This is a genomic window from Maribacter sp. MAR_2009_72 (assembly GCF_007827235.1).
In the GTDB taxonomy this organism is placed as follows: Bacteria; Bacteroidota; Bacteroidia; order Flavobacteriales; family Flavobacteriaceae; genus Maribacter; species Maribacter sedimenticola.
On sequence record NZ_VISB01000001.1, the window covers coordinates 1,047,529 to 1,065,656 of the forward strand.

At 34.8% G+C, this 18,128-nt stretch carries 18 protein-coding genes; 13 read left to right on the top strand and 5 right to left on the bottom strand.

Features of this window, described 5'->3' with window-relative positions:
• Positions 1-31: 31 nt before the first annotated feature.
• The 6 genes from JM81_RS04505 to JM81_RS04530 all read left to right on the top strand — a co-directional run bounded on the left by JM81_RS04505 (position 32) and on the right by JM81_RS04530 (position 5,213).
• Entirely contained in the window at positions 32-1,447 is a 1,416-nt protein-coding gene (locus JM81_RS04505) for an MBL fold metallo-hydrolase (RefSeq protein WP_144800897.1), read from the top strand.
• A gap of 123 nt (positions 1,448-1,570) precedes the next feature.
• A complete protein-coding gene (locus tag JM81_RS04510) occupies positions 1,571-2,980 on the top strand; it encodes an MBL fold metallo-hydrolase (RefSeq protein WP_144800899.1) in 1,410 nt (469 codons plus the stop codon).
• A 207-nt stretch (positions 2,981-3,187) separates the two neighbouring features.
• Positions 3,188-3,850, top strand: a complete 663-nt coding sequence (locus JM81_RS04515) for a peroxiredoxin (protein WP_089260576.1) — start codon at positions 3,188-3,190, stop codon at positions 3,848-3,850.
• An 85-nt stretch (positions 3,851-3,935) separates the two neighbouring features.
• Positions 3,936-4,280, top strand: coding sequence for a rhodanese-like domain-containing protein (locus tag JM81_RS04520; protein ID WP_144800901.1), 345 nt, complete (start codon positions 3,936-3,938; stop codon positions 4,278-4,280).
• A gap of 18 nt (positions 4,281-4,298) precedes the next feature.
• A complete protein-coding gene (locus JM81_RS04525; RefSeq protein WP_144800903.1) occupies positions 4,299-4,940 on the top strand; it encodes a DUF3365 domain-containing protein in 642 nt (213 codons plus the stop codon).
• 3 nt (positions 4,941-4,943) lie between these two features.
• Positions 4,944-5,213 (top strand): heavy-metal-associated domain-containing protein, encoded by a 270-nt coding sequence (locus JM81_RS04530; protein ID WP_144800905.1) that lies wholly within the window; start codon positions 4,944-4,946, stop codon positions 5,211-5,213.
• A 27-nt stretch (positions 5,214-5,240) separates the two neighbouring features.
• Here the strand turns inward: JM81_RS04530 and JM81_RS04535 are convergent, their stop codons facing one another.
• A complete protein-coding gene (locus JM81_RS04535; protein ID WP_144800907.1) occupies positions 5,241-6,122 on the bottom strand; it encodes a sterol desaturase family protein in 882 nt (293 codons plus the stop codon).
• 226 nt (positions 6,123-6,348) lie between these two features.
• Here JM81_RS04535 and JM81_RS04540 point away from each other — a divergent pair, with 226 nt between their 5' ends.
• On the top strand, positions 6,349-6,555 hold the full coding sequence (locus JM81_RS04540; RefSeq protein WP_089259965.1) for a DUF2892 domain-containing protein: 207 nt from the start codon (positions 6,349-6,351) through the stop codon (positions 6,553-6,555).
• Positions 6,556-6,685: 130 nt separating this feature from the next.
• Positions 6,686-7,996, top strand: a complete 1,311-nt coding sequence (locus JM81_RS04545; RefSeq protein ID WP_144800909.1) for an FAD/NAD(P)-binding oxidoreductase — start codon at positions 6,686-6,688, stop codon at positions 7,994-7,996.
• A gap of 16 nt (positions 7,997-8,012) precedes the next feature.
• Here the strand turns inward: JM81_RS04545 and JM81_RS04550 are convergent, their stop codons facing one another.
• Positions 8,013-9,347 carry an OprD family outer membrane porin gene (locus JM81_RS04550; RefSeq protein ID WP_144800911.1) on the bottom strand — a complete coding sequence of 445 codons (1,335 nt, stop codon included), beginning with the start codon at positions 9,345-9,347 and terminating at the stop codon, positions 8,013-8,015.
• Between the two features lie 5 nt (positions 9,348-9,352).
• Positions 9,353-10,390 carry a c-type cytochrome gene (locus tag JM81_RS04555; protein ID WP_144800913.1) on the bottom strand — a complete coding sequence of 346 codons (1,038 nt, stop codon included), beginning with the start codon at positions 10,388-10,390 and terminating at the stop codon, positions 9,353-9,355.
• A gap of 182 nt (positions 10,391-10,572) precedes the next feature.
• Between JM81_RS04555 and JM81_RS04560 the strand changes: the two genes are divergently transcribed.
• Entirely contained in the window at positions 10,573-11,100 is a 528-nt protein-coding gene (locus tag JM81_RS04560; protein ID WP_089259961.1) for a DsrE family protein, read from the top strand.
• Between the two features lie 11 nt (positions 11,101-11,111).
• Entirely contained in the window at positions 11,112-11,705 is a 594-nt protein-coding gene (locus JM81_RS04565; RefSeq protein WP_144800915.1) for a class I SAM-dependent methyltransferase, read from the top strand.
• A 38-nt stretch (positions 11,706-11,743) separates the two neighbouring features.
• Here the strand turns inward: JM81_RS04565 and JM81_RS04570 are convergent, their stop codons facing one another.
• Positions 11,744-14,041, bottom strand: coding sequence for a TonB-dependent receptor (locus JM81_RS04570; protein WP_144800917.1), 2,298 nt, complete (start codon positions 14,039-14,041; stop codon positions 11,744-11,746).
• 81 nt (positions 14,042-14,122) lie between these two features.
• Positions 14,123-14,500 carry a hypothetical protein gene (locus tag JM81_RS04575; RefSeq protein ID WP_144800919.1) on the bottom strand — a complete coding sequence of 126 codons (378 nt, stop codon included), beginning with the start codon at positions 14,498-14,500 and terminating at the stop codon, positions 14,123-14,125.
• 238 nt (positions 14,501-14,738) lie between these two features.
• Between JM81_RS04575 and JM81_RS04580 the strand changes: the two genes are divergently transcribed.
• From JM81_RS04580 to cydB, 3 genes are all read left to right on the top strand, one after another.
• Complete coding sequence (locus JM81_RS04580; RefSeq protein ID WP_144800920.1) at positions 14,739-15,218, top strand: Dps family protein; 480 nt, start codon at positions 14,739-14,741, stop codon at positions 15,216-15,218.
• Between the two features lie 235 nt (positions 15,219-15,453).
• Positions 15,454-16,809, top strand: coding sequence for a cytochrome ubiquinol oxidase subunit I (locus JM81_RS04585; RefSeq protein ID WP_144800922.1), 1,356 nt, complete (start codon positions 15,454-15,456; stop codon positions 16,807-16,809).
• Between the two features lie 9 nt (positions 16,810-16,818).
• Positions 16,819-17,856 (top strand): cytochrome d ubiquinol oxidase subunit II, encoded by a 1,038-nt coding sequence (gene cydB, locus JM81_RS04590; protein WP_144800924.1) that lies wholly within the window; start codon positions 16,819-16,821, stop codon positions 17,854-17,856.
• Positions 17,857-18,128: the final 272 nt, after the last annotated feature.

Below are 18,128 nucleotides of genomic sequence, written 5' to 3' on the forward strand. Positions count from 1 at the left end.
AATTTTAGGTATTAATCAATACAATTATATCATGAAAGTAGAACAAATTTATACCGGATGTTTGGCACACGCTGCCTATTATATAGAAAGTAAGGGTGTAGCCGCGGTTTTTGACCCATTGCGCGAAGTTCAGCCTTATTTGGAACGTGCCAAAAAAGATAATGCAAAAATCAAATATGTCTTTGAAACACATTTTCATGCAGATTTTGTCAGCGGACATTTAGACCTACAGAAAAAAGCAGGAGCTGAAATCGTATTTGGTCCCGGAGCTAAACCGGCATACAAGGCCACAACGGCAAATGACAATCAGATATTTGAAGTTGGCGATTATAAGGTGAAGGTTATCCATACCCCTGGCCATACCATGGAGAGTACCACGTATCTTTTAATTGATGAAAATGATAAAGAACATGGATTGATAACGGGAGACACCCTGTTTATTGGTGATGTAGGTAGACCAGATTTAGCACAGCATGTAGTGGCCGATCTTACCGAAGAAAAATTAGCGGCACATTTGTACGATTCGTTAAGGAATAGAATCATGCCCTTAAATGATGATTTGATCGTTTACCCTAATCACGGGGCGGGCTCCGCTTGCGGTAAAATGATGAGCAAGGAAACAACGGATACCCTAGGTCATCAAAAGAAGGTCAACTATGCCCTAAGACCAGACATGACCAAGGAAGAGTTCATTAAAGAATTGTTGACCGGTTTAACCGCACCTCCGGGGTATTTCCCCAAAAATGTCATTATGAACATACAGGGGTATGAAAGTCTAGATCAAATTATGGATCGGGCAACCACGCCATATTCTCCAGAAGCTTTTGAAACCGTAGCCAATGAAACAGGTGCATTGGTACTGGATACCCGAAATGCGGAAGATTTTGCAAAAGGCTTTATTCCAAACAGTATCAACATAGGACTGGATGGTAGTTTTGCCCAATGGGTAGGTGAAATGATTCCTGATATAAAACAGGAAATTCTCTTGGTAACCTATAAGGACAAGGAGGAGGAAGCCATTACTAGACTGTCCAGGGTTGGATATGACAATACGGTAGGATTCTTAAAAGGTGGATTTGATTCCTGGAAAGGCGCAAATAAGGCATATGAAACTAGTGATCGAATAGACGCTACCACATTGGAAAATTTAATTGCTACCAAAAAGCCTTTAGTTATCGACGTAAGAAAAAAGAGCGAATATGATTCTGAACATGTTATTGGGGCTATCAATGTTCCTTTAAACGAAATAAACCAGCACCTTGCTCAATTTCCTAAGGACCAACCTTTTGTCCTTCATTGTGCGGGTGGTTACAGGAGCATGATCGCCGCATCTATATTAAAACAAAGGGGATGGCAGGATTTTACCGATGTCAAAGGTGGATTTGACGCAATTTCCAAAACTTCTATTCCTGTTTCTGATTACGTCTGCCCCACAACACTATTATAATTTAAACCAAAGAGAGCCTTGTAAGTACAGGGCTCTTTTTTTTGCCCCCTACCCTATGTAACTTTAGTTACTGTGCATGAATGGCCCAACTTGTAATTTTGACCACAATTAAATCATTGAATAATGAAAGTAGAACAAATTTATACAGGTTGTTTGGCGCAAGGTGCCTATTATATTGAAAGTAATGGAGAAGTTGCCATAATTGACCCATTAAGGGAAGTACAACCTTACATAAACAAAGCAAAGGCCAACAACGCTACAATAAAATATATTTTTGAAACCCATTTTCATGCAGATTTTGTTAGTGGTCATGTAACCTTGGCCAAAGAAACTGGTGCTGATATTATATACGGACCAAAAGCAAATCCGTCTTTTGAAGCTATAATAGCAAAAGATAATCAAGAGTTTAAATTAGGTGATATTACCATTATTGCATTACATACTCCTGGGCATACAATGGAAAGTACCACATATTTACTAAGAGATGCCAATGGTAAAGACTATGCTATATTTAGCGGAGACACTTTATTTTTAGGTGATGTGGGCAGACCTGATCTTGCTCAGAAAATGGGCGAATTGACAGAGCGTGACCTAGCCGGATTCTTATTTGACAGTCTACGTGAAAAAATTATGCCTTTAGCAGATGACGTCATCGTCTATCCCGCTCATGGTGCCGGTTCTGCATGTGGTAAGAATATGATGAAAGAAACAGTAGATACCTTGGGCAACCAAAAGAAAATGAATTACGCTTTACGTTCAGATATGACCAAAGAAGAGTTTATTGATGAAGTGATCGATGGTTTACTACCACCACCTCAATATTTTCCTTTAAACGTAAAATTGAACAAAGAAGGTTATGAAGATATAAAAGAAGTCTTGGAACGTGGTACAAGAGCTCTTTCCCCAAAGGCTTTTGAAGCTGCTGCAAATGAAACAGGTGCCATTGTATTAGATGTGCGAAACCAAAATGATTTTGCGGCTGGTCATATACCACGTTCTATTTTTATTGGTCTTGATGGTAGCTTTGCTCCTTGGGTAGGTGCTTTAATAGCCGATGTTAAACAGCCTATTTTATTGGTTACTCCCGTTGGTTTGGAAGAAGAGGCAGTGACTAGACTTTCTAGAGTTGGTTTTGATGGTACTTTAGGGTATTTAGAAGGAGGTTTTGATGCTTGGAAAAAGGCAGCAATGGAATATGATACCGTTAGCCAAGTTGATGCCAACAAGCTTAAAGAAGTTCTTGAAACTGAAAAAGCACCTGTATTTGATGTGCGTAAAGAATCTGAATTTCTATCTGAACATATCCTAGATGCAAAAAATACTCCGTTAGATTTCCTAAATGATCATTTAGCAGAATTTCCAGAAAAGAAACAGTTTTATGTACACTGTGCCGGTGGTTACAGAAGTATGATTGCGGCATCTATTTTAAAAAGTAGAGGTATTCATAATCTAATAGATGTAAAAGGAGGATTCAAATCAATAAAAGAAGCAGGAATACCAGTATCAGATTTTATCTGCCCTACTACACTATAGTCAAAATTATTATTGGACACGATATTTTATTATGTTAAAACTTGATTTAGTTTTTAATGCTGTTTAACGGCAGTTTGGTTGATGTTAGGAGGGGTACTTTTTATACTAAAGTACCCCTCCTTTTTTTTCTGATTTATTTATGCTATGTAACTAGTGTTACTGTACCTATTGCCTCCTAGCTGTACCTTTAGTTAAAATTAGATGAACATGGAAACAATACAAAATAATGAAATAGCAAGCATGCCTAGAATTGGGGATATTGCTCCAGATTTTGAAGCTGTAACAACTATAGGAAAAATTAAATTATCTGAATTTGCAAAAGATAAGTGGATCGTCATGTTTTCGCATCCTGCAGATTTTACACCGGTATGCACAACTGAAATGAGTGGATTTGCACTAAGAAAACCAGAATTTGATGCACTTAATACTGCACTGTTGGGTTTAAGTATAGATAGTGTTCATGCGCATTTAGGATGGGTACAGAACGTTCGCAAAAATACAGGCGTATATTTTGATTTTCCTATTATAGCAGATTTGGACATGAAGGTTTCCAAGAAATACGGAATGCTTCAGCCTAATGAAAGTGAAACTGCAGCAGTACGTGCCGTTTTCTTTATAGACCCAAAGAAAAAAATAAGACTAATAATGTATTACCCACTAAATGTTGGGCGAAATATGGACGAAATCTTAAGGGCTTTAGAAGCTTTGCAAACATCAGATGAGTATAAGGTAGCAATGCCTTTGGATTGGAAAAAAGGTGACAAGGTCATTGTATCCCCACCAAAAACCTTAAATGAACTTAATGCTCGTATTGCCGATGATACTTTGGAAAAGGTTGATTGGTATTTAGCTAAAAAAAGTCTTAATTAATTTTTTATTGGTTGGTTTTGAAAGTAACGGTCAAATAAAAGACCGTTACTTTCTATTATTGAATATTAATTTTAAATAAAACACTATGTCATTTTTAAGTAGCCTCTTTGGTAAAAAAGAAGTAACCACAGGTAATATCACTATATTGAACAAGAACGAATACGCAACCCAAATCATCACCAATAACATTAAGCCTATTGATGTAAGAACTGCCTTAGAATATGGGGGTGGCCATATAAAGAATGCTATAAATGTGGATTTTTTCAATACGGGTAATTTTGAAAAATATTTTGAAAAATTAAATAAAGAAAAAGCAGTTTATGTGTATTGTAGATCAGGAGCTAGAAGCCAAAAAGCAGCACGTAAACTGTTAAAGATGGGCTTTGAACAAGTGTTTGACCTAAGGGGTGGTTATAGTGCATGGAAATAAACTATAAAATTGATTTAAATGAAACATTTTACTTTACTATTAGGGCTACTTTTTTTTATAGGGTGTCAAGAGTCTCCGAAAAATAAACAAGAGAGCTTAGATGATGTTACGAATGAATCCAAGATCAATAATACTATGGTCGTTGACCTGAAAACCAACGATAGTATCCTGCTAGAAAAAGGAAAAAAGTTTGCACAGAGTACCCAAAAAGTTCTAGGTAAAAATCTTATGACCAGCTTACAAAAAAGCGGTACCGTTGGTGCTGTAGAATTTTGTAATGAAAAGGCATATCCGCTAACGGATAGTATGGCACTTGTTCATCATGCCAAAATTAGAAGGGTCAGTGACAAACCAAGAAATACCAACAACCAAGCAAACCAAAAAGAACTGGAGTATATTGAATTTTTTAAATCAAAAATCAATAACAACGAGCCTTACGAACCAATAATCTCAAACGAGGACGGTACTACTAATTTCTATTCCCCAATTATTACCAATGCTATGTGCTTAAATTGCCACGGAGTTCCAGAAATGAATATTGATCCAAAGGTTACACAACTTTTGAATAATAAATATCCATATGACCAAGCGGTTGGCTATACAAAAAATGAGGTAAGGGGTATTTGGAGTATAACTTTTAATAACGAACTAAGTAAATAAGATATGACATCAATAATTCCTATTCAAAATTTAAAATGTGGTGGCTGTGCCAAAACTATTATATCTAAACTAGAAGAAATTCCTACTATTACCAATGTATCCGTAAATGTTGAAAAATCATCGGTTTCTTTTGAAGCTTTAAAAAAAGAAGATATCGCTACGGTAAAATCTAAATTAAAGTCCATAGGATACCCCAGCTTAGATGAAGAAAATTCCGTCTTGTCCAAAGCCAAGTCGTTTGTAAGTTGTGCTTCTGGTAAACTAGCAAACTAAAATTAAGAATAGAAAAAGGAGAAGAAACTAAATGTTACTTCTCCTTTTTCTAAAACCGTGGGTAACCTGCCCTAAAAAGTCCTTAGGTAAATTTTCGTCACCAGGATAACCCAACTTCACCTTGCCACTGTCTTCAGGTATATAATTGGTCTTAAATAAATAATCCCATAGACTAAGGCTAATTCCAAAATTAACACCATACGTACCTGGCGGCAATTCATAGGCATGATGATACAGATGCATGACCGGGTTATTGAACACATATTTTAAAGGTCCCCAAGTAATTTTTATATTGGAATGGTTTATATGACCAATTGCAATAGCAGCAAAATGAACAATATAAGCCTGTTCCGGTTCAAAACCTCCCAATACCATAACCCCAAAAGTCTTTAATGGTTTATAGAGTATATTCTCCATCCAATGGTACCTTAGGTGGGCTGCAAATCCCATTTCTTTTACGCTATGATGTACCTTATGAAAATTCCATAGAAAAGCATACTTGTGAAGCAAGATATGGGTAAACCACTGAACAAAATCCAACACTATAAAAAATAGCAATAACTGTCCCCACATGGGCCAAGTAGAAATATCGATCAAGGCCAAACTATTAGATGAAATGCCAATATCCTCAAAAAATACTTGAAGTATCTTATAAATACCGCTTATCGCAATTGCAAAGAGAAAGAAATTGAAGAACATATAAAAAGCATCCAGCCAAAAATCCTTTCTAAAAACACCTTGTTCCTTACGCCATGGAAATTTAATTTCCAAAACCCATACCAACAAGGAAATCAGTATCAATCCCCAAAAATAATTCAGGTACCATGGAACATTAAAAATAATTGATTTCCATGTCCAACTTAACGTTCCGGTGATTGCGTTTAAAAATGCATCTAAATATGCTTCCATTGATTATTAGATTTTTACAAAAATACCATAAATACGCCCTCCTATATGCAACTTATGTTACCTAAACCATACTTTTGACTATCTGTTGAACATGACCAATGTCATACCATATTTAAGAGATTGCGATTACTTTGCAAAGGTAAGTCCAGTTAAAACAGGTAACTTTAAACAAGTCAATGCTTGGCTGTGATCTTACATCTTTGTTTAATTATTAAAACAACCTATCATGAGAAAAAATATGGGAAGTACAGACAGATTTATTAGAATCTTTATTGCCGTTGCACTTTTAACTACTTTTTATACGGATACCGTAACTGGAACTTTTGGTTATATATTGGCTGCTATTGCAGGCGTTTTGATTCTTACCACATTTGTTAGTTTCTGTCCGCTATACACGCTATTAGGCATAAATACCTGCAAATTGAATAAATGATCGTTCGATGGACAAGAATTACTACTCTTAAATGAAGATGTGCATTATACACAATCTTATGTAACTTTTGTTACATAATTATCATTTTTCAAAGACTATATTTATTGAATCCTAATTAAATAGTCTAAAAATGAACTCACATCATCAAATAGTGATTATAGGAGGAGGAACCGCCGGAATTATGGTTGCTGCCCAACTTCTACATTCAAAAAAAGCAAAAGACGTTGCAATTATTGAACCTGCAGAGACCCATTATTACCAACCTGCATGGACTTTAGTTGGTGCCGGCACGTATGATTACAAAAAAACGGCAAGACCAATGTCATCGGTCATTCCAAAAGGTGCAACATGGATCAAGGATAAAGCAACAGGATTTGACCCTGAACATAACAAGGTACATACAGCCACCAAAGGAGATATTACTTATGACTATTTGGTAGTAGCCCCCGGTTTGGCATATGATTTTAGTTTAGTACCAGGACTAGGTGAAGTTATGGACAAAGGTGTGGTCTGCAGTAATTATACCGACCCAGAACATACTTGGGACGTAATAAGAAATTTTAAAGGCGGAACCGCCCTATTTACACAACCTACAACGCCTATAAAATGCGGCGGCGCACCTCAAAAAATAATGTATTTAGCAGAAAGCCATTTTAGAAAAAGTGGTATTAGAAAAAAGACTGATGTGATTTTTGCTACAGGGGGCACAGTTATTTTTGGTGTAAAAGAAGTAGCGAAGACTTTAATGGAAGTTGTTGACAGAAAAGATATCAACTTAAGATTCCATCATAAATTGGTTGCTGTAGATGGTGATAAACAAATTGCCTGGTATGAAATGGGTCAAGAAATTACTGCTGGTGGTTGTGTGGTTATTTCTAGTAATAAGGTCGATGACTTAAAATTAGATGAAAAATTTCAATATAATTATAAAGATGTAAAAGTTAGCGTTGATGGCAACCGCTATGGTATTCACTATGATATGATGCATACGGCACCGCCTTCTGTGGCACCAAAATTTGTAAAAGATTCGACTTTAGTTAATGCAGCGGGTTGGTTAGATGTTAACCATCAAACTATGCAACATAATACCTACGCCAATATTTTTGGGTTAGGCGATGTCGCTGCCTTACCTACTGCTAAAACAGGAGCCGCAATTCGTAAACAAGTTCCTATCGTAGTAGATAATTTGAACCTTTTGATGAAAAGTAAACAAATGGGAACTAAATCCTATAATGGATATTCTTCTTGCCCATTGGTTACGGATTATGGCAAAATGGTGTTGGCAGAGTTTGATTATGACAATAATTTCACCCCGGATCCTAAGTTAAAAAGAATGCTCATAAACGATTCTTCTAAAGAACATTGGAGATTATGGATGCTTAAAAAATACGGGTTGCCCTATTTGTACTGGAACAAGATGATGAAAGGTAAAAACGTTTAACTGAACATAATATCATTTAAAAATTATAATTCAAGATTATATCCAAATGAAACAAATCAACCTTATTGAAATAGAAATTAGGGTTATCAGGAATATCCCCGTTTCCCATTTTAGAGGTAATCAATAATTCTGGTCGTAGGCTTTTAATTTTCTTTATTTTAAAAAAAATATCCAGGTTGATATGGGTATAATCTGGCATTGCATATTTATTTAAAATAGCATTGGTTACATCTGGTTTCCAATGCTTTCCAATACTTAATATTGAAATTAGGTTTAGATCCTCTTTAAAAATTTTAAACTCTTGTTTATAGTTTAGAACCAGTGCATGATTATCCGCAGAACCTTCGCTACGCTCTCGTTTTTGAAAGCTGAACAAGTCTTCCCTACCCCATTCTCTTGGAGATATGAATTGACCTTGAGGTAAAATTCTATTATAGGCCAAAGAAACTAATCTTACCTTATCCGTATAGGACATTTTCAATCCTAAAACATCTGCTGTATTTTGATTAAAATATCGCAGGGAATCTATAGCATTACCCCCATCTCCAATTTTATTTTGATGTAGCCACTCCCCTGCTATTTGCACAGATTTAGATAACTTAAAAGAAGGTTTAATATAAATAGAATTGAACACATTTTCTACATATTGGTTCCATACGTTTATTCTTAAGTTCTTCGCTAATTCAAAATCTGAATTAAACATCAGTATATAATCCGACTCCGTATTATCAGTATATAGGGAAGCATTTCCATACTTATTTCTACCTACAGGGTATGTTCCAATACTCTCGCCTATACCATAAAATTGACCTGTAGACCTTGGTGCTATTTCATTTAATAACCCAAATTGAAAGGTGTTTTTACCTATTTTATAATTATACCATAAACCCTGTACTAAAGTTGGTATCATTCTACCATCTTCAGGGTTTATAAGAGGTGTATTAATCTTCATACGCCCTAGGGTAAAGGCATGCTGGTTCAATTTATATTTTGCATATAATTCACCCAATAAAAAAACTGCATCGTTATTTAAGTTCAATCGATCAAACAATCCTTCTTCATACCTACTAATTCTACCAGTAGCATCGTCAGGAACAGTTAAATCCTCTAAGCCTATATTAGTAGAATTATATATGGCTGCACCAACTTCCAAATTATCTGTAAATTGATATTGGTATTTTAATTTACCTCCTGTGGCCAAGGCATTAAAGTTTTTTAAATCACCTTTGTTTGCTGTCCGCATATAATAGGTTCGCCATTGTCCGGAAAAGGTTCCTTTCTTGGTGCTGAGGGTATCTTGACCCATGGCAAAAAACGGAAGGCAATAAATGAGTATTAATAGAATTCGCATAATGCCTACTTTGTTTTTGTAATTCCGTATTTCTTTTTATAAAATTCAATGATGGGCGGAAACGGTCCGTATTTGTGTTGTTCTGGAGAAAAATCATCTACCCAAGGACCGTAAGGTGTAGATACCGGTTTTAGTTTTTTGTCCGGATAATCATTTTCGGTATTAAATTTATGAGGGCGAGAAAAACTATTGATATAGCCCGCTACATGATAAGCTTCTTCGTCCGTAAGTTTAGGATTGTCCCAAGTAGCCTGTAAATAAGGCATATTACTTTTAATGAATTCTGCAGCGGTAATAACCCTGTTCATACCTGCCCCATCGTTAAAGCTATCCGGTCCCCACAAAGGCGGATAGGTATATCCCTTACCAACTTCAGTATTAAGAACGCCAGCTCCATTTTCACCATGACAAACAACACACTCTTTGCTATATACTTGCTTACCTTTCACTAAATCTACCTTTTCATCTGGAATCTTAATTTTGGGATATCCCTTAAACTCAGCCTTTTTACTTTCCGGAATATCTTCGCCCAACCATTCCATATATGCTATAATGGACTTCATTTGTTCTGAATCCACTGGTAGTATTTTACCGTTCATACTTCGTTCCATACAACCATTGATACGATCTTCAATGGTGCCCATTTTATTTGCTCTACCCCCAAATTGTGGAAAGCGCTCCAAAATACCTACCCAAGAGCCAGAACCTGCCTGGGCCCCTTTTTGCAAATGACAATTGGAACATGCCAAATTATTGCCACTATACCGATCTTCTGGCCTAACGGCGTAAGGACCCATATAAGCAGACGTTTCTGAAATAAGATAATATCCAGATTTAACCCTGCGGGGCATATTGGTCAACTCCAAAATTGCATCTTTAGCTTTCCAATTCTCAATAGAAACTATAATTTCAGTTTTATCTAATATTTCCTTTTTAGAATTCGGTTTATAGGTCAACAACCATATAAAGACAAGGCCTATTAAAACAAAGACTATTACAAATAGCTTAAAAAGTTGTTTTGCCAATACCCGCAATTCATTCATAGAAATATAATTTTAAGCTAATTTAAATAGCGAATCTATAATTATACGATCAATAGTACAGTAACCAAGGTTACAGTTACGTTAAATACATTAATTTACTTTTATTCCTTTTAAAATAACTGACATTAGAGATAAATAATATTTAAATTTAAACCAACACTATCTCTATAAATTCAACGAAAATGAAAAATGCACTTCTAATTGCCATTTTACTTATGGGAACACAAATTGTAACATCTCAAGATTGGACCACGCCCATTATAGATGGTTATGGAAAAATAAAAGATTTTAAAAATATGGCCTCTTTACCTGACCCCACCAAAGAATACAATGTGGTCTTTGACCTTAAGGATGAGCGGGAAATGGAAGGTACCAATATTGGGTATTTTAAGATTGCACGCTTGATCAACATGTTGGGAGCCAATGGTATTTCTGCTGACAAGGTTCATATAGTGGCCGCCATTCATGGTGGTGCTACCTTTACTGCCCTGAACAATGAAAAGTATAAAGCAAAATATGAAAAGGAAAACCCAAATGCAGAAGTTATAAAGCTTTTAAAAGATTATGGAGTACAATTTTATGTTTGTGCCCAAGCTACTGCGGCCAGAGGAATTGAGGCTAACGATTTAAACCCAAACACCGAACTAGGTCTATCGGCTATGATGGTCCTTGCCAATTATCAAATAGATGGATATATTTTGATGCCATAAATAATTACCACATGAAAGATTTTTGGAACGAGCGTTATGACGAAGAAAGTTATGCTTATGGGAGCTCGCCAAATGAATTCTTTAAACAACAATTAGATAAATTAAATGTAGGTTCTATTTTACTGCCTGCCGAAGGTGAAGGTAGAAATGCCGTCTATGCACTATCTAAAGGTTGGGAAGTATTGGCTTTTGACTTTAGTGAATCTGCTAAAATTAAAGCGCAGGGTCTTGCTTTAAAAAATGGCTTTAACATTGAATATCAAATAATTGATGCCCTTAAATTTAATGCTACTAATAAGTTTGATGTAATCGCCTTCTGTTATGCACATTTTCCGTCAGCTATTAGAAAGAAAGCAAACCAACATCTTTTAAAATCATTAAAACCAAACGGACATATCATTTTTGAGGCATTCTCTAAAAATCAACTAGGAAAATCTTCTGGTGGACCTAAGAATATTGACATGCTCTATGCAATTGATGAAATTGAAAATGAGTTTAATGGAATAAGTTTTGAAATTTTAGAAGAAAAGGAAATAGAATTGAACGAAGGAATTTACCATATTGGTGATGCTTCTTTTATTCGGTTTACCGGCACTAAAATATAAAAAGGGACCACATTTGGTCCCTTTTTTATATTCATCTATTAAAATTCATATTGAATAAAAACCGATAGATTTCTTCCTGGATCATTGATGGGTTCCGTTCCAAATTCTGCCTGATTATTAAATGCGAAATTGAGGTGATTACTATATGTTTTATCGAAAACATTTAATGCAGCAACACCTAAAGTTAGGTTCTTCATTGGTATTACACCTAAACGTAAATCCATTATTTCATACCCTGGTGTAACCTGCTCACCAAAAGAATACGCAATATTATCTTGCTCGGCAGTCAGCCTATATTCTGCATTCACCCAAAACTTTTCTTTTTCAAAGCCCAATTTAAACCTTGTAACTAAAGGTGGTACCAGAGGTAATGACTCATTTAAGTCATTATTCTTCGCATATACATAAGCAAGTTCAGTGGTAAAATTGAAATGATTACAAAAATCTATACCTGCCATAATTTCAAAACCTGTCTTGTACGCATCATCTAAATTTCTAAAAACCTTTGCGTTGTACGGTTCATTCATTGGCATGAATTTTCTTGTTAGTGTTTCATCTATGATAGCTACTATATAATTTTCGTAAAGGGAGTAATAGAATGAAGTGCTATACCTAAACATATCTGAAGTGTTTTCGGAAATAGGCATTTTTCCTTTAAAACCTAACTCAAACTGATTATTTACCTCTGCCTCTAAATTAGGATTACCAACATATTCATACGCGTCTTGACCTACGCTAAAATGATTAATAAAACGTTCTATCATATTTGCTGATCTAACACCACGACCAAACGCCACTTCCATAATAAATTGCGGAGAACACACATATTTAATTGAAGCGGTACCACTAACATTATGTTCGGTTCTTTTATCTAAATCAGTGTATAAAGCAGTAAAATCAGCTTCTGGATCTTTTGATTCAGAAGTTACATTGTCATAACGAACACCTGCAGTTAACATGGTTTTTTCTGTTATGGGGTATTTACCTTCTGCAAATAAACCAATATCATTTATATAGGAATCTTGCCATACCTTATCTTCAAATGTCAAGGGTGTTTCTAAAATTCCCATAGCATTGCGTTTTACTAAACGTGTTCTATTGCCATCTCGTGCAATATGCAAAACATCAACACCTGTAAATACGGCAAGATTGTCTGTTGGTTTTAATTTTAACTCTACTTTACCACCTGCCGTTGTAGCATCAATTGCAGAAATTGCAGATGTCATCATAAAGGTTGGCCTATTGTAATTGGTCATTATGTGATCAACATAACTATAGTAGATTTTAGAATCTATGCTTTCTACAAGACCTGGCATACTGCCTAATTTATAATCTAAAGAGAGAATACTACTATTATCCTCCTCGGTATCCATAGGAAGACCAGCATGTAAAACATCGCGCCCGATAGACTGTCGCCAATGTGCTTGTAGTCTTTGATTTTCAGTAAAATTAACACCCGCTTTTATGCCATAATCCAAGTTTCTAAAAGAAGACGGAATTTCTGTACCGTCACCATCTTCATAATTACCAAAATCACGAAAACCAATATTACCTGCTACGTCATATTTCTCAGTTGCCTGTTGTAACCTCGCCATAGAGACCATAGAATTACCGTTACTTTCATAACCACCACTTACACTACCATGAAGACCATAATCTTCTACAGTTGGTTTTTTGGTCACCATATTAACGATACCACCAAAAGTAGCACCATATCTAACAGAGTATGGTCCTTTTATAATTTCAATTTTTTCAATTTCTTCTGGTATCACATGGGTAGTAATGGGATCCATACGATTGGGGCAAGCATTCATGGCTTTTGTACCACCATCAAACTGCACATTTAACTGCTCATATTGCGTTGCTCTAAAACTACGATCAATTGGATAATTCCCTCTTTTAATCAACGAAAAACCATTAACATCATTGAATAAATCAGCCACGTTTCTGGGCTGAACTATTTTTTTTACATAATCATTGGTCTCTAAGGTAAGTACAGGGTCAATTTTCATATTTCCTGTCACTAAAACTCCATTTATGGCAATGGGCGCTTCTTGTAAAGTGATTACAATTGGGGTATTAATGTCAAGTACTTGTTGTTGTATGGTTTTATACCCAACATAAGATATGGTCAATATCACATTTTCTTCAACATTTTTTAAAACAAAATCACCATCAAAATTAGTATATGTTGCTAATCCGTTATTAGTCAAAATGTGAGCACCATCAAGTGGTTGTTGGTCAATTTTAGAGATGATTTTTCCTGATAAATTTTGTGCGTATAATAAGGGTGTCGATAATAATACCGATAGTACCCAAAGATATTTTAGGTTCATTTTAAAAATTTTAATTAATAGAAATACTATCCAACTTCCTCTTAATAAGGAGCTAGATACATTAAATTGAAATGAAAATTTTTAAATTTTGGGAGGATGTTTGATACGTTCAAAAAAATGAAAATCGTAAAGAACACGATACAGTACATTATGCACCACTTTTCTAGGTTGTTGTACAAACTCATATGCAGTCAACGATTTAATAAACAATACCGTTTCATTTTTAAGCAAGTCTAAATTAATGGGTGTCTTTTCATCATCGGCTTTCTTAGATAACATTTGAGATAGGGCACATTTACCATCACATTTTAATTCTGGTCGTTCTTTATTCTCACAAAATCGCTCCACAAAATCAGTTGTAAACAAAGCATAATAGCTCATTACACTAGCAGTCTTATAACTACTTGCTAATGAAATGAATGTAAACATTAATGATATAGTAAAGCTTGACAACTTCATGCTGCAAAATTAAGTGCCCTTATTGATTTAAAAATGTGACTTTAGTCACATAAACGAAATAACGTACTTCGCAATACATGGGATTCTTTAAGCCGGGACAATTGTTAAACTATGTTAAAAAGATTTCTATGTAACTTAGGTTACTAAACACATTACAACTATAAAATAAATTTATCAAATATTAATTTATCTATAATCTTACCCTATTACTAATCATATAGTTTTAAATACAGAAGTCATGACAAATACGAATTTATCAAACATCGGATTAGACAAAAACAGCACTAACGATATCGCAACTCATTTAAATGATGTGTTATCTAACTACCAAATGTTTTATATGAATCTAAGAGGTTTTCATTGGAATATTAAAGGAAGAAAATTTTTTGAACTTCATATGAAATTTGAAGAATTGTATAATGACGCTTTAATTAAAGTAGATGAAATTGCAGAACGTGTACTTACTTTAAGCAATACACCAATTCATACTTTTGCCAAGTATATAGAAAGCTCTGAGATTAAGCCTATAGAAAATGTTGTTGACGGCGATAAGGCTGTTGATAATATATTAGAAAGCTTAAGTATCTTATTAAAAAAAGAAAGGGCAACGCTTAAAATTGCTGCTGAGGCTGAAGATGAAGGAACAGTTTCATTAATGAGCGATTATATTACACAGCAAGAAAAATTAGTTTGGATGCTTTCTGCATATAAAGACTAATATAGTCTTCAATTATTAAAAATCCCTAAAATTGGTGTGATCAAATTTTAGGGATTTTTATATTCCAAAATATGATAAACACTTTTTCAAGCCCTTTATTTTATTGCTTTAACTAAGAAATTGTCTTTTGTATTTCACATCTAAAAAATCATTTATAAGTATCTTTAATGCTATTGTAACCTATGTTACCGTTGCATAATTAGTTATTAAATAGTTTTGTAAAAAACAGTGCTTTATGGACGTAGAAATTCTTGCCAGAATACAATTTGCTTTCACCATTGCCTTTCATTATATATATCCACCCCTGAGTATAGGTATTGGTTTAATTATGGTCGTAATGGAAGGTTTATATCTAAAAACAGGTAATAAACAATATGAGGTCTTAACACGTTTTTGGTTAAAACTTTTTGCGATAACATTTGGTATTGGGGTTGCAACCGGTATTATAATGGAGTTTGAATTTGGCACAAACTGGGCAGTATATTCAAAATATGTGGGCGATATTTTTGGCAGTGCATTAGCTGCCGAAGGTTTGTTCGCCTTTGGCCTTGAAAGCACCTTTCTAGGCATTTTGCTTTTCGGGTGGAATAGAGTTTCACCTAGAGTCCATTTTATTTCTGCACTAGGTGTATTTTTCGGTTCAATGTTTTCTGCCGTATGGATAGTGGTTGCAAATAGCTGGCAACAAACACCTGCAGGATATCATATTGTAGGTGAAGGTTTTAATGCCAGAGCAGAAGTAACAGATTTTTGGGCTATGGTATTTAATCCTTCAAGTTTAGATAGAATAATACATGTTTGGCAAGGCGCGTTTTTATCAGGTGCTTTTTTGGTATTGAGCGTACATGCCTACTATCTATATAAAGGAAGGTTTACCGAAATTTCAAAAAAAGCATTTAAAATTGCTTTATCCGTAGCTACAATTATTTCGTTGACCCAACTATTATCAGGTCATAGTTCTGCAGATGGTGTGGCCGTAAATCAACCTGCAAAATTGGCCGCTATGGAAGGACATTATGAAAAATCCGCGCCGGCAGACCTATATCTCTTTGGTTGGGTAGATAATGAATCCCAAGAGGTAACCGGTATTGGTCTGCCTGGCGGATTATCTTTCTTGGTACATCAAAATTTTGAAGCTCCTATTACAGGATTAAATGCTTTTCCAGAAGAAGATAGGCCCGGACAAGTAAATGCCGTTTTTCAGTTTTATCATATTATGGTTGCCATTGGTATGTTTTTAATTGCATTGACACTATATGCAAGTTTTCTATGGTGGAAAGGAAAGTTATTTGAGAAAAAATGGTTGTTGAGAATATTTATTTTTTCCGCTATTTTACCACAAATTGCAAACCAAGTTGGTTGGTTTGCCGCTGAAATGGGTAGACAACCTTGGATAGTTTATGGTCATTTACGAACTAGCGAAGGATTTTCACAAGAAGTATCGGCTAACCAAATTCTATTCTCGTTAATCCTTTTTGCCATAGTATATACCATTTTGTTTCTTTTGTTTCTCTATTCTATGAATAAAAAGATAAAGCACGGTCCCTACGACGAAGCCAAAAATCCAAATGAATTTTTAAAATACGTTTAATTACAAATTATGGAAACTTTTTTAGGTATAGATTACCCTACCCTTTGGTATTTAGTCGTCGGATTATTGTTTTCTGGCTATGCAATTTTAGAAGGATTTGATTATGGTGCTGGATCTTGGCATCTTTTTTTTAAAAAAGACCTTAGTAGACGTATTGCCATAAATGCAATAGGACCCTTATGGGATGCCAATCAGGTATGGCTTATTATTGGTGGCGGAGCACTTTTTGCCGGATTTCCTGTCATGTACGCCACTATGCTTTCTGCAATGTACATTCCATTTATGCTTTTCCTCTTATTATTGGTCTTGCGCTCTTCTGCAATAAAATTTAGAAGTGCGGAAAAAATGACTTGGTGGAGAAAAACCTGGGATTTTACCTATTTCATATCAAATACCTTAATAGCCTTTCTACTAGGAGTTGTTTTAGGAAATATATTACAAGGTTTTGAAATCGGTGAAAATTTCTCATACAAAGGAGGTATTTTCTTTGCTTTTCTAAGTCCGTATGCAATTATGACGGGCTTTACTACACTTTCATTGTTTATGACCCAAGGGGCTATCTTCCTTCTACTTAAAACGGAAGGGCGCTTACATGCAAGATTGACTTTTCTATTAAAAAAAGGCATGATATTTTTTATTACCAGCTTTGCGGTAACTTCGCTTTATACACTCATATTTATACATGGGGTAACCGATAAATTTAAGGCACAGCCACTATTCTTTATTCTGCCCATATTGGCTTTCTTAGCAGTAGCTAATGTGCCAAGGTTGGTCTCTAAAAAAAGATATTTTCACGCATTGGTGTTTTCCTCATTGACCATGGCGTTTCTATTAATGTTGGTAGCTTTTCAATTGTATCCTGTTTTATTGCCATCAACAATTGATCCCAACCACAGTGTTACTATATATAATGCCGCATCATCTCAAAAATCATTGGGTATTATGCTTACCATGGTAGTCATTGGAGCTCCCATTTTAGTTGGTTACCTATTATTTTTATATAAAACTTTTAATGGAAAGGTGCAGCTAGATGATACTAGTTATTAGTAGTCTACCTAATACCCCAACGCTCTCCATATTAAAATGCTAAAAGCAATTTTACTCTAATCTTCATTTTCCTTTTTCTTATTTAGCTTATAAACAAGCCAAATAAAACCAACCACAAAATGAAGTAATATGATACCCGCAACGATATAAATTAATGTATTTGAACTACCTCTCATTCTTCACCTATATTAAAAAATGTACACAAAATTAATTACCATATCTTTTTAGAAATATGATATTAATCAATCTTGATTCATAAATCCTTAATATAA

Bases quoted from the DNA above. Each gene is read 5' to 3' on its own strand.
- JM81_RS04505 (WP_144800897.1), top strand. From the start codon at position 32: ATGAAAGTAGAACAAATTTATACCGGATGTTTGGCACACGCTGCCTAT.
- JM81_RS04510 (WP_144800899.1), top strand. From the start codon at position 1,571: ATGAAAGTAGAACAAATTTATACAGGTTGTTTGGCGCAAGGTGCCTAT.
- JM81_RS04515 (WP_089260576.1), top strand. From the start codon at position 3,188: ATGGAAACAATACAAAATAATGAAATAGCAAGCATGCCTAGAATTGGG.
- JM81_RS04520 (WP_144800901.1), top strand. From the start codon at position 3,936: ATGTCATTTTTAAGTAGCCTCTTTGGTAAAAAAGAAGTAACCACAGGT.
- JM81_RS04525 (WP_144800903.1), top strand. From the start codon at position 4,299: ATGAAACATTTTACTTTACTATTAGGGCTACTTTTTTTTATAGGGTGT.
- JM81_RS04530 (WP_144800905.1), top strand. From the start codon at position 4,944: ATGACATCAATAATTCCTATTCAAAATTTAAAATGTGGTGGCTGTGCC.
- JM81_RS04535 (WP_144800907.1), bottom strand. From the start codon at position 6,122: ATGGAAGCATATTTAGATGCATTTTTAAACGCAATCACCGGAACGTTA.
- JM81_RS04540 (WP_089259965.1), top strand. From the start codon at position 6,349: ATGAGAAAAAATATGGGAAGTACAGACAGATTTATTAGAATCTTTATT.
- JM81_RS04545 (WP_144800909.1), top strand. From the start codon at position 6,686: ATGAACTCACATCATCAAATAGTGATTATAGGAGGAGGAACCGCCGGA.
- JM81_RS04550 (WP_144800911.1), bottom strand. From the start codon at position 9,347: ATGCGAATTCTATTAATACTCATTTATTGCCTTCCGTTTTTTGCCATG.
- JM81_RS04555 (WP_144800913.1), bottom strand. From the start codon at position 10,390: ATGAATGAATTGCGGGTATTGGCAAAACAACTTTTTAAGCTATTTGTA.
- JM81_RS04560 (WP_089259961.1), top strand. From the start codon at position 10,573: ATGAAAAATGCACTTCTAATTGCCATTTTACTTATGGGAACACAAATT.
- JM81_RS04565 (WP_144800915.1), top strand. From the start codon at position 11,112: ATGAAAGATTTTTGGAACGAGCGTTATGACGAAGAAAGTTATGCTTAT.
- JM81_RS04570 (WP_144800917.1), bottom strand. From the start codon at position 14,041: ATGAACCTAAAATATCTTTGGGTACTATCGGTATTATTATCGACACCC.
- JM81_RS04575 (WP_144800919.1), bottom strand. From the start codon at position 14,500: ATGAAGTTGTCAAGCTTTACTATATCATTAATGTTTACATTCATTTCA.
- JM81_RS04580 (WP_144800920.1), top strand. From the start codon at position 14,739: ATGACAAATACGAATTTATCAAACATCGGATTAGACAAAAACAGCACT.
- JM81_RS04585 (WP_144800922.1), top strand. From the start codon at position 15,454: ATGGACGTAGAAATTCTTGCCAGAATACAATTTGCTTTCACCATTGCC.
- cydB (WP_144800924.1), top strand. From the start codon at position 16,819: ATGGAAACTTTTTTAGGTATAGATTACCCTACCCTTTGGTATTTAGTC.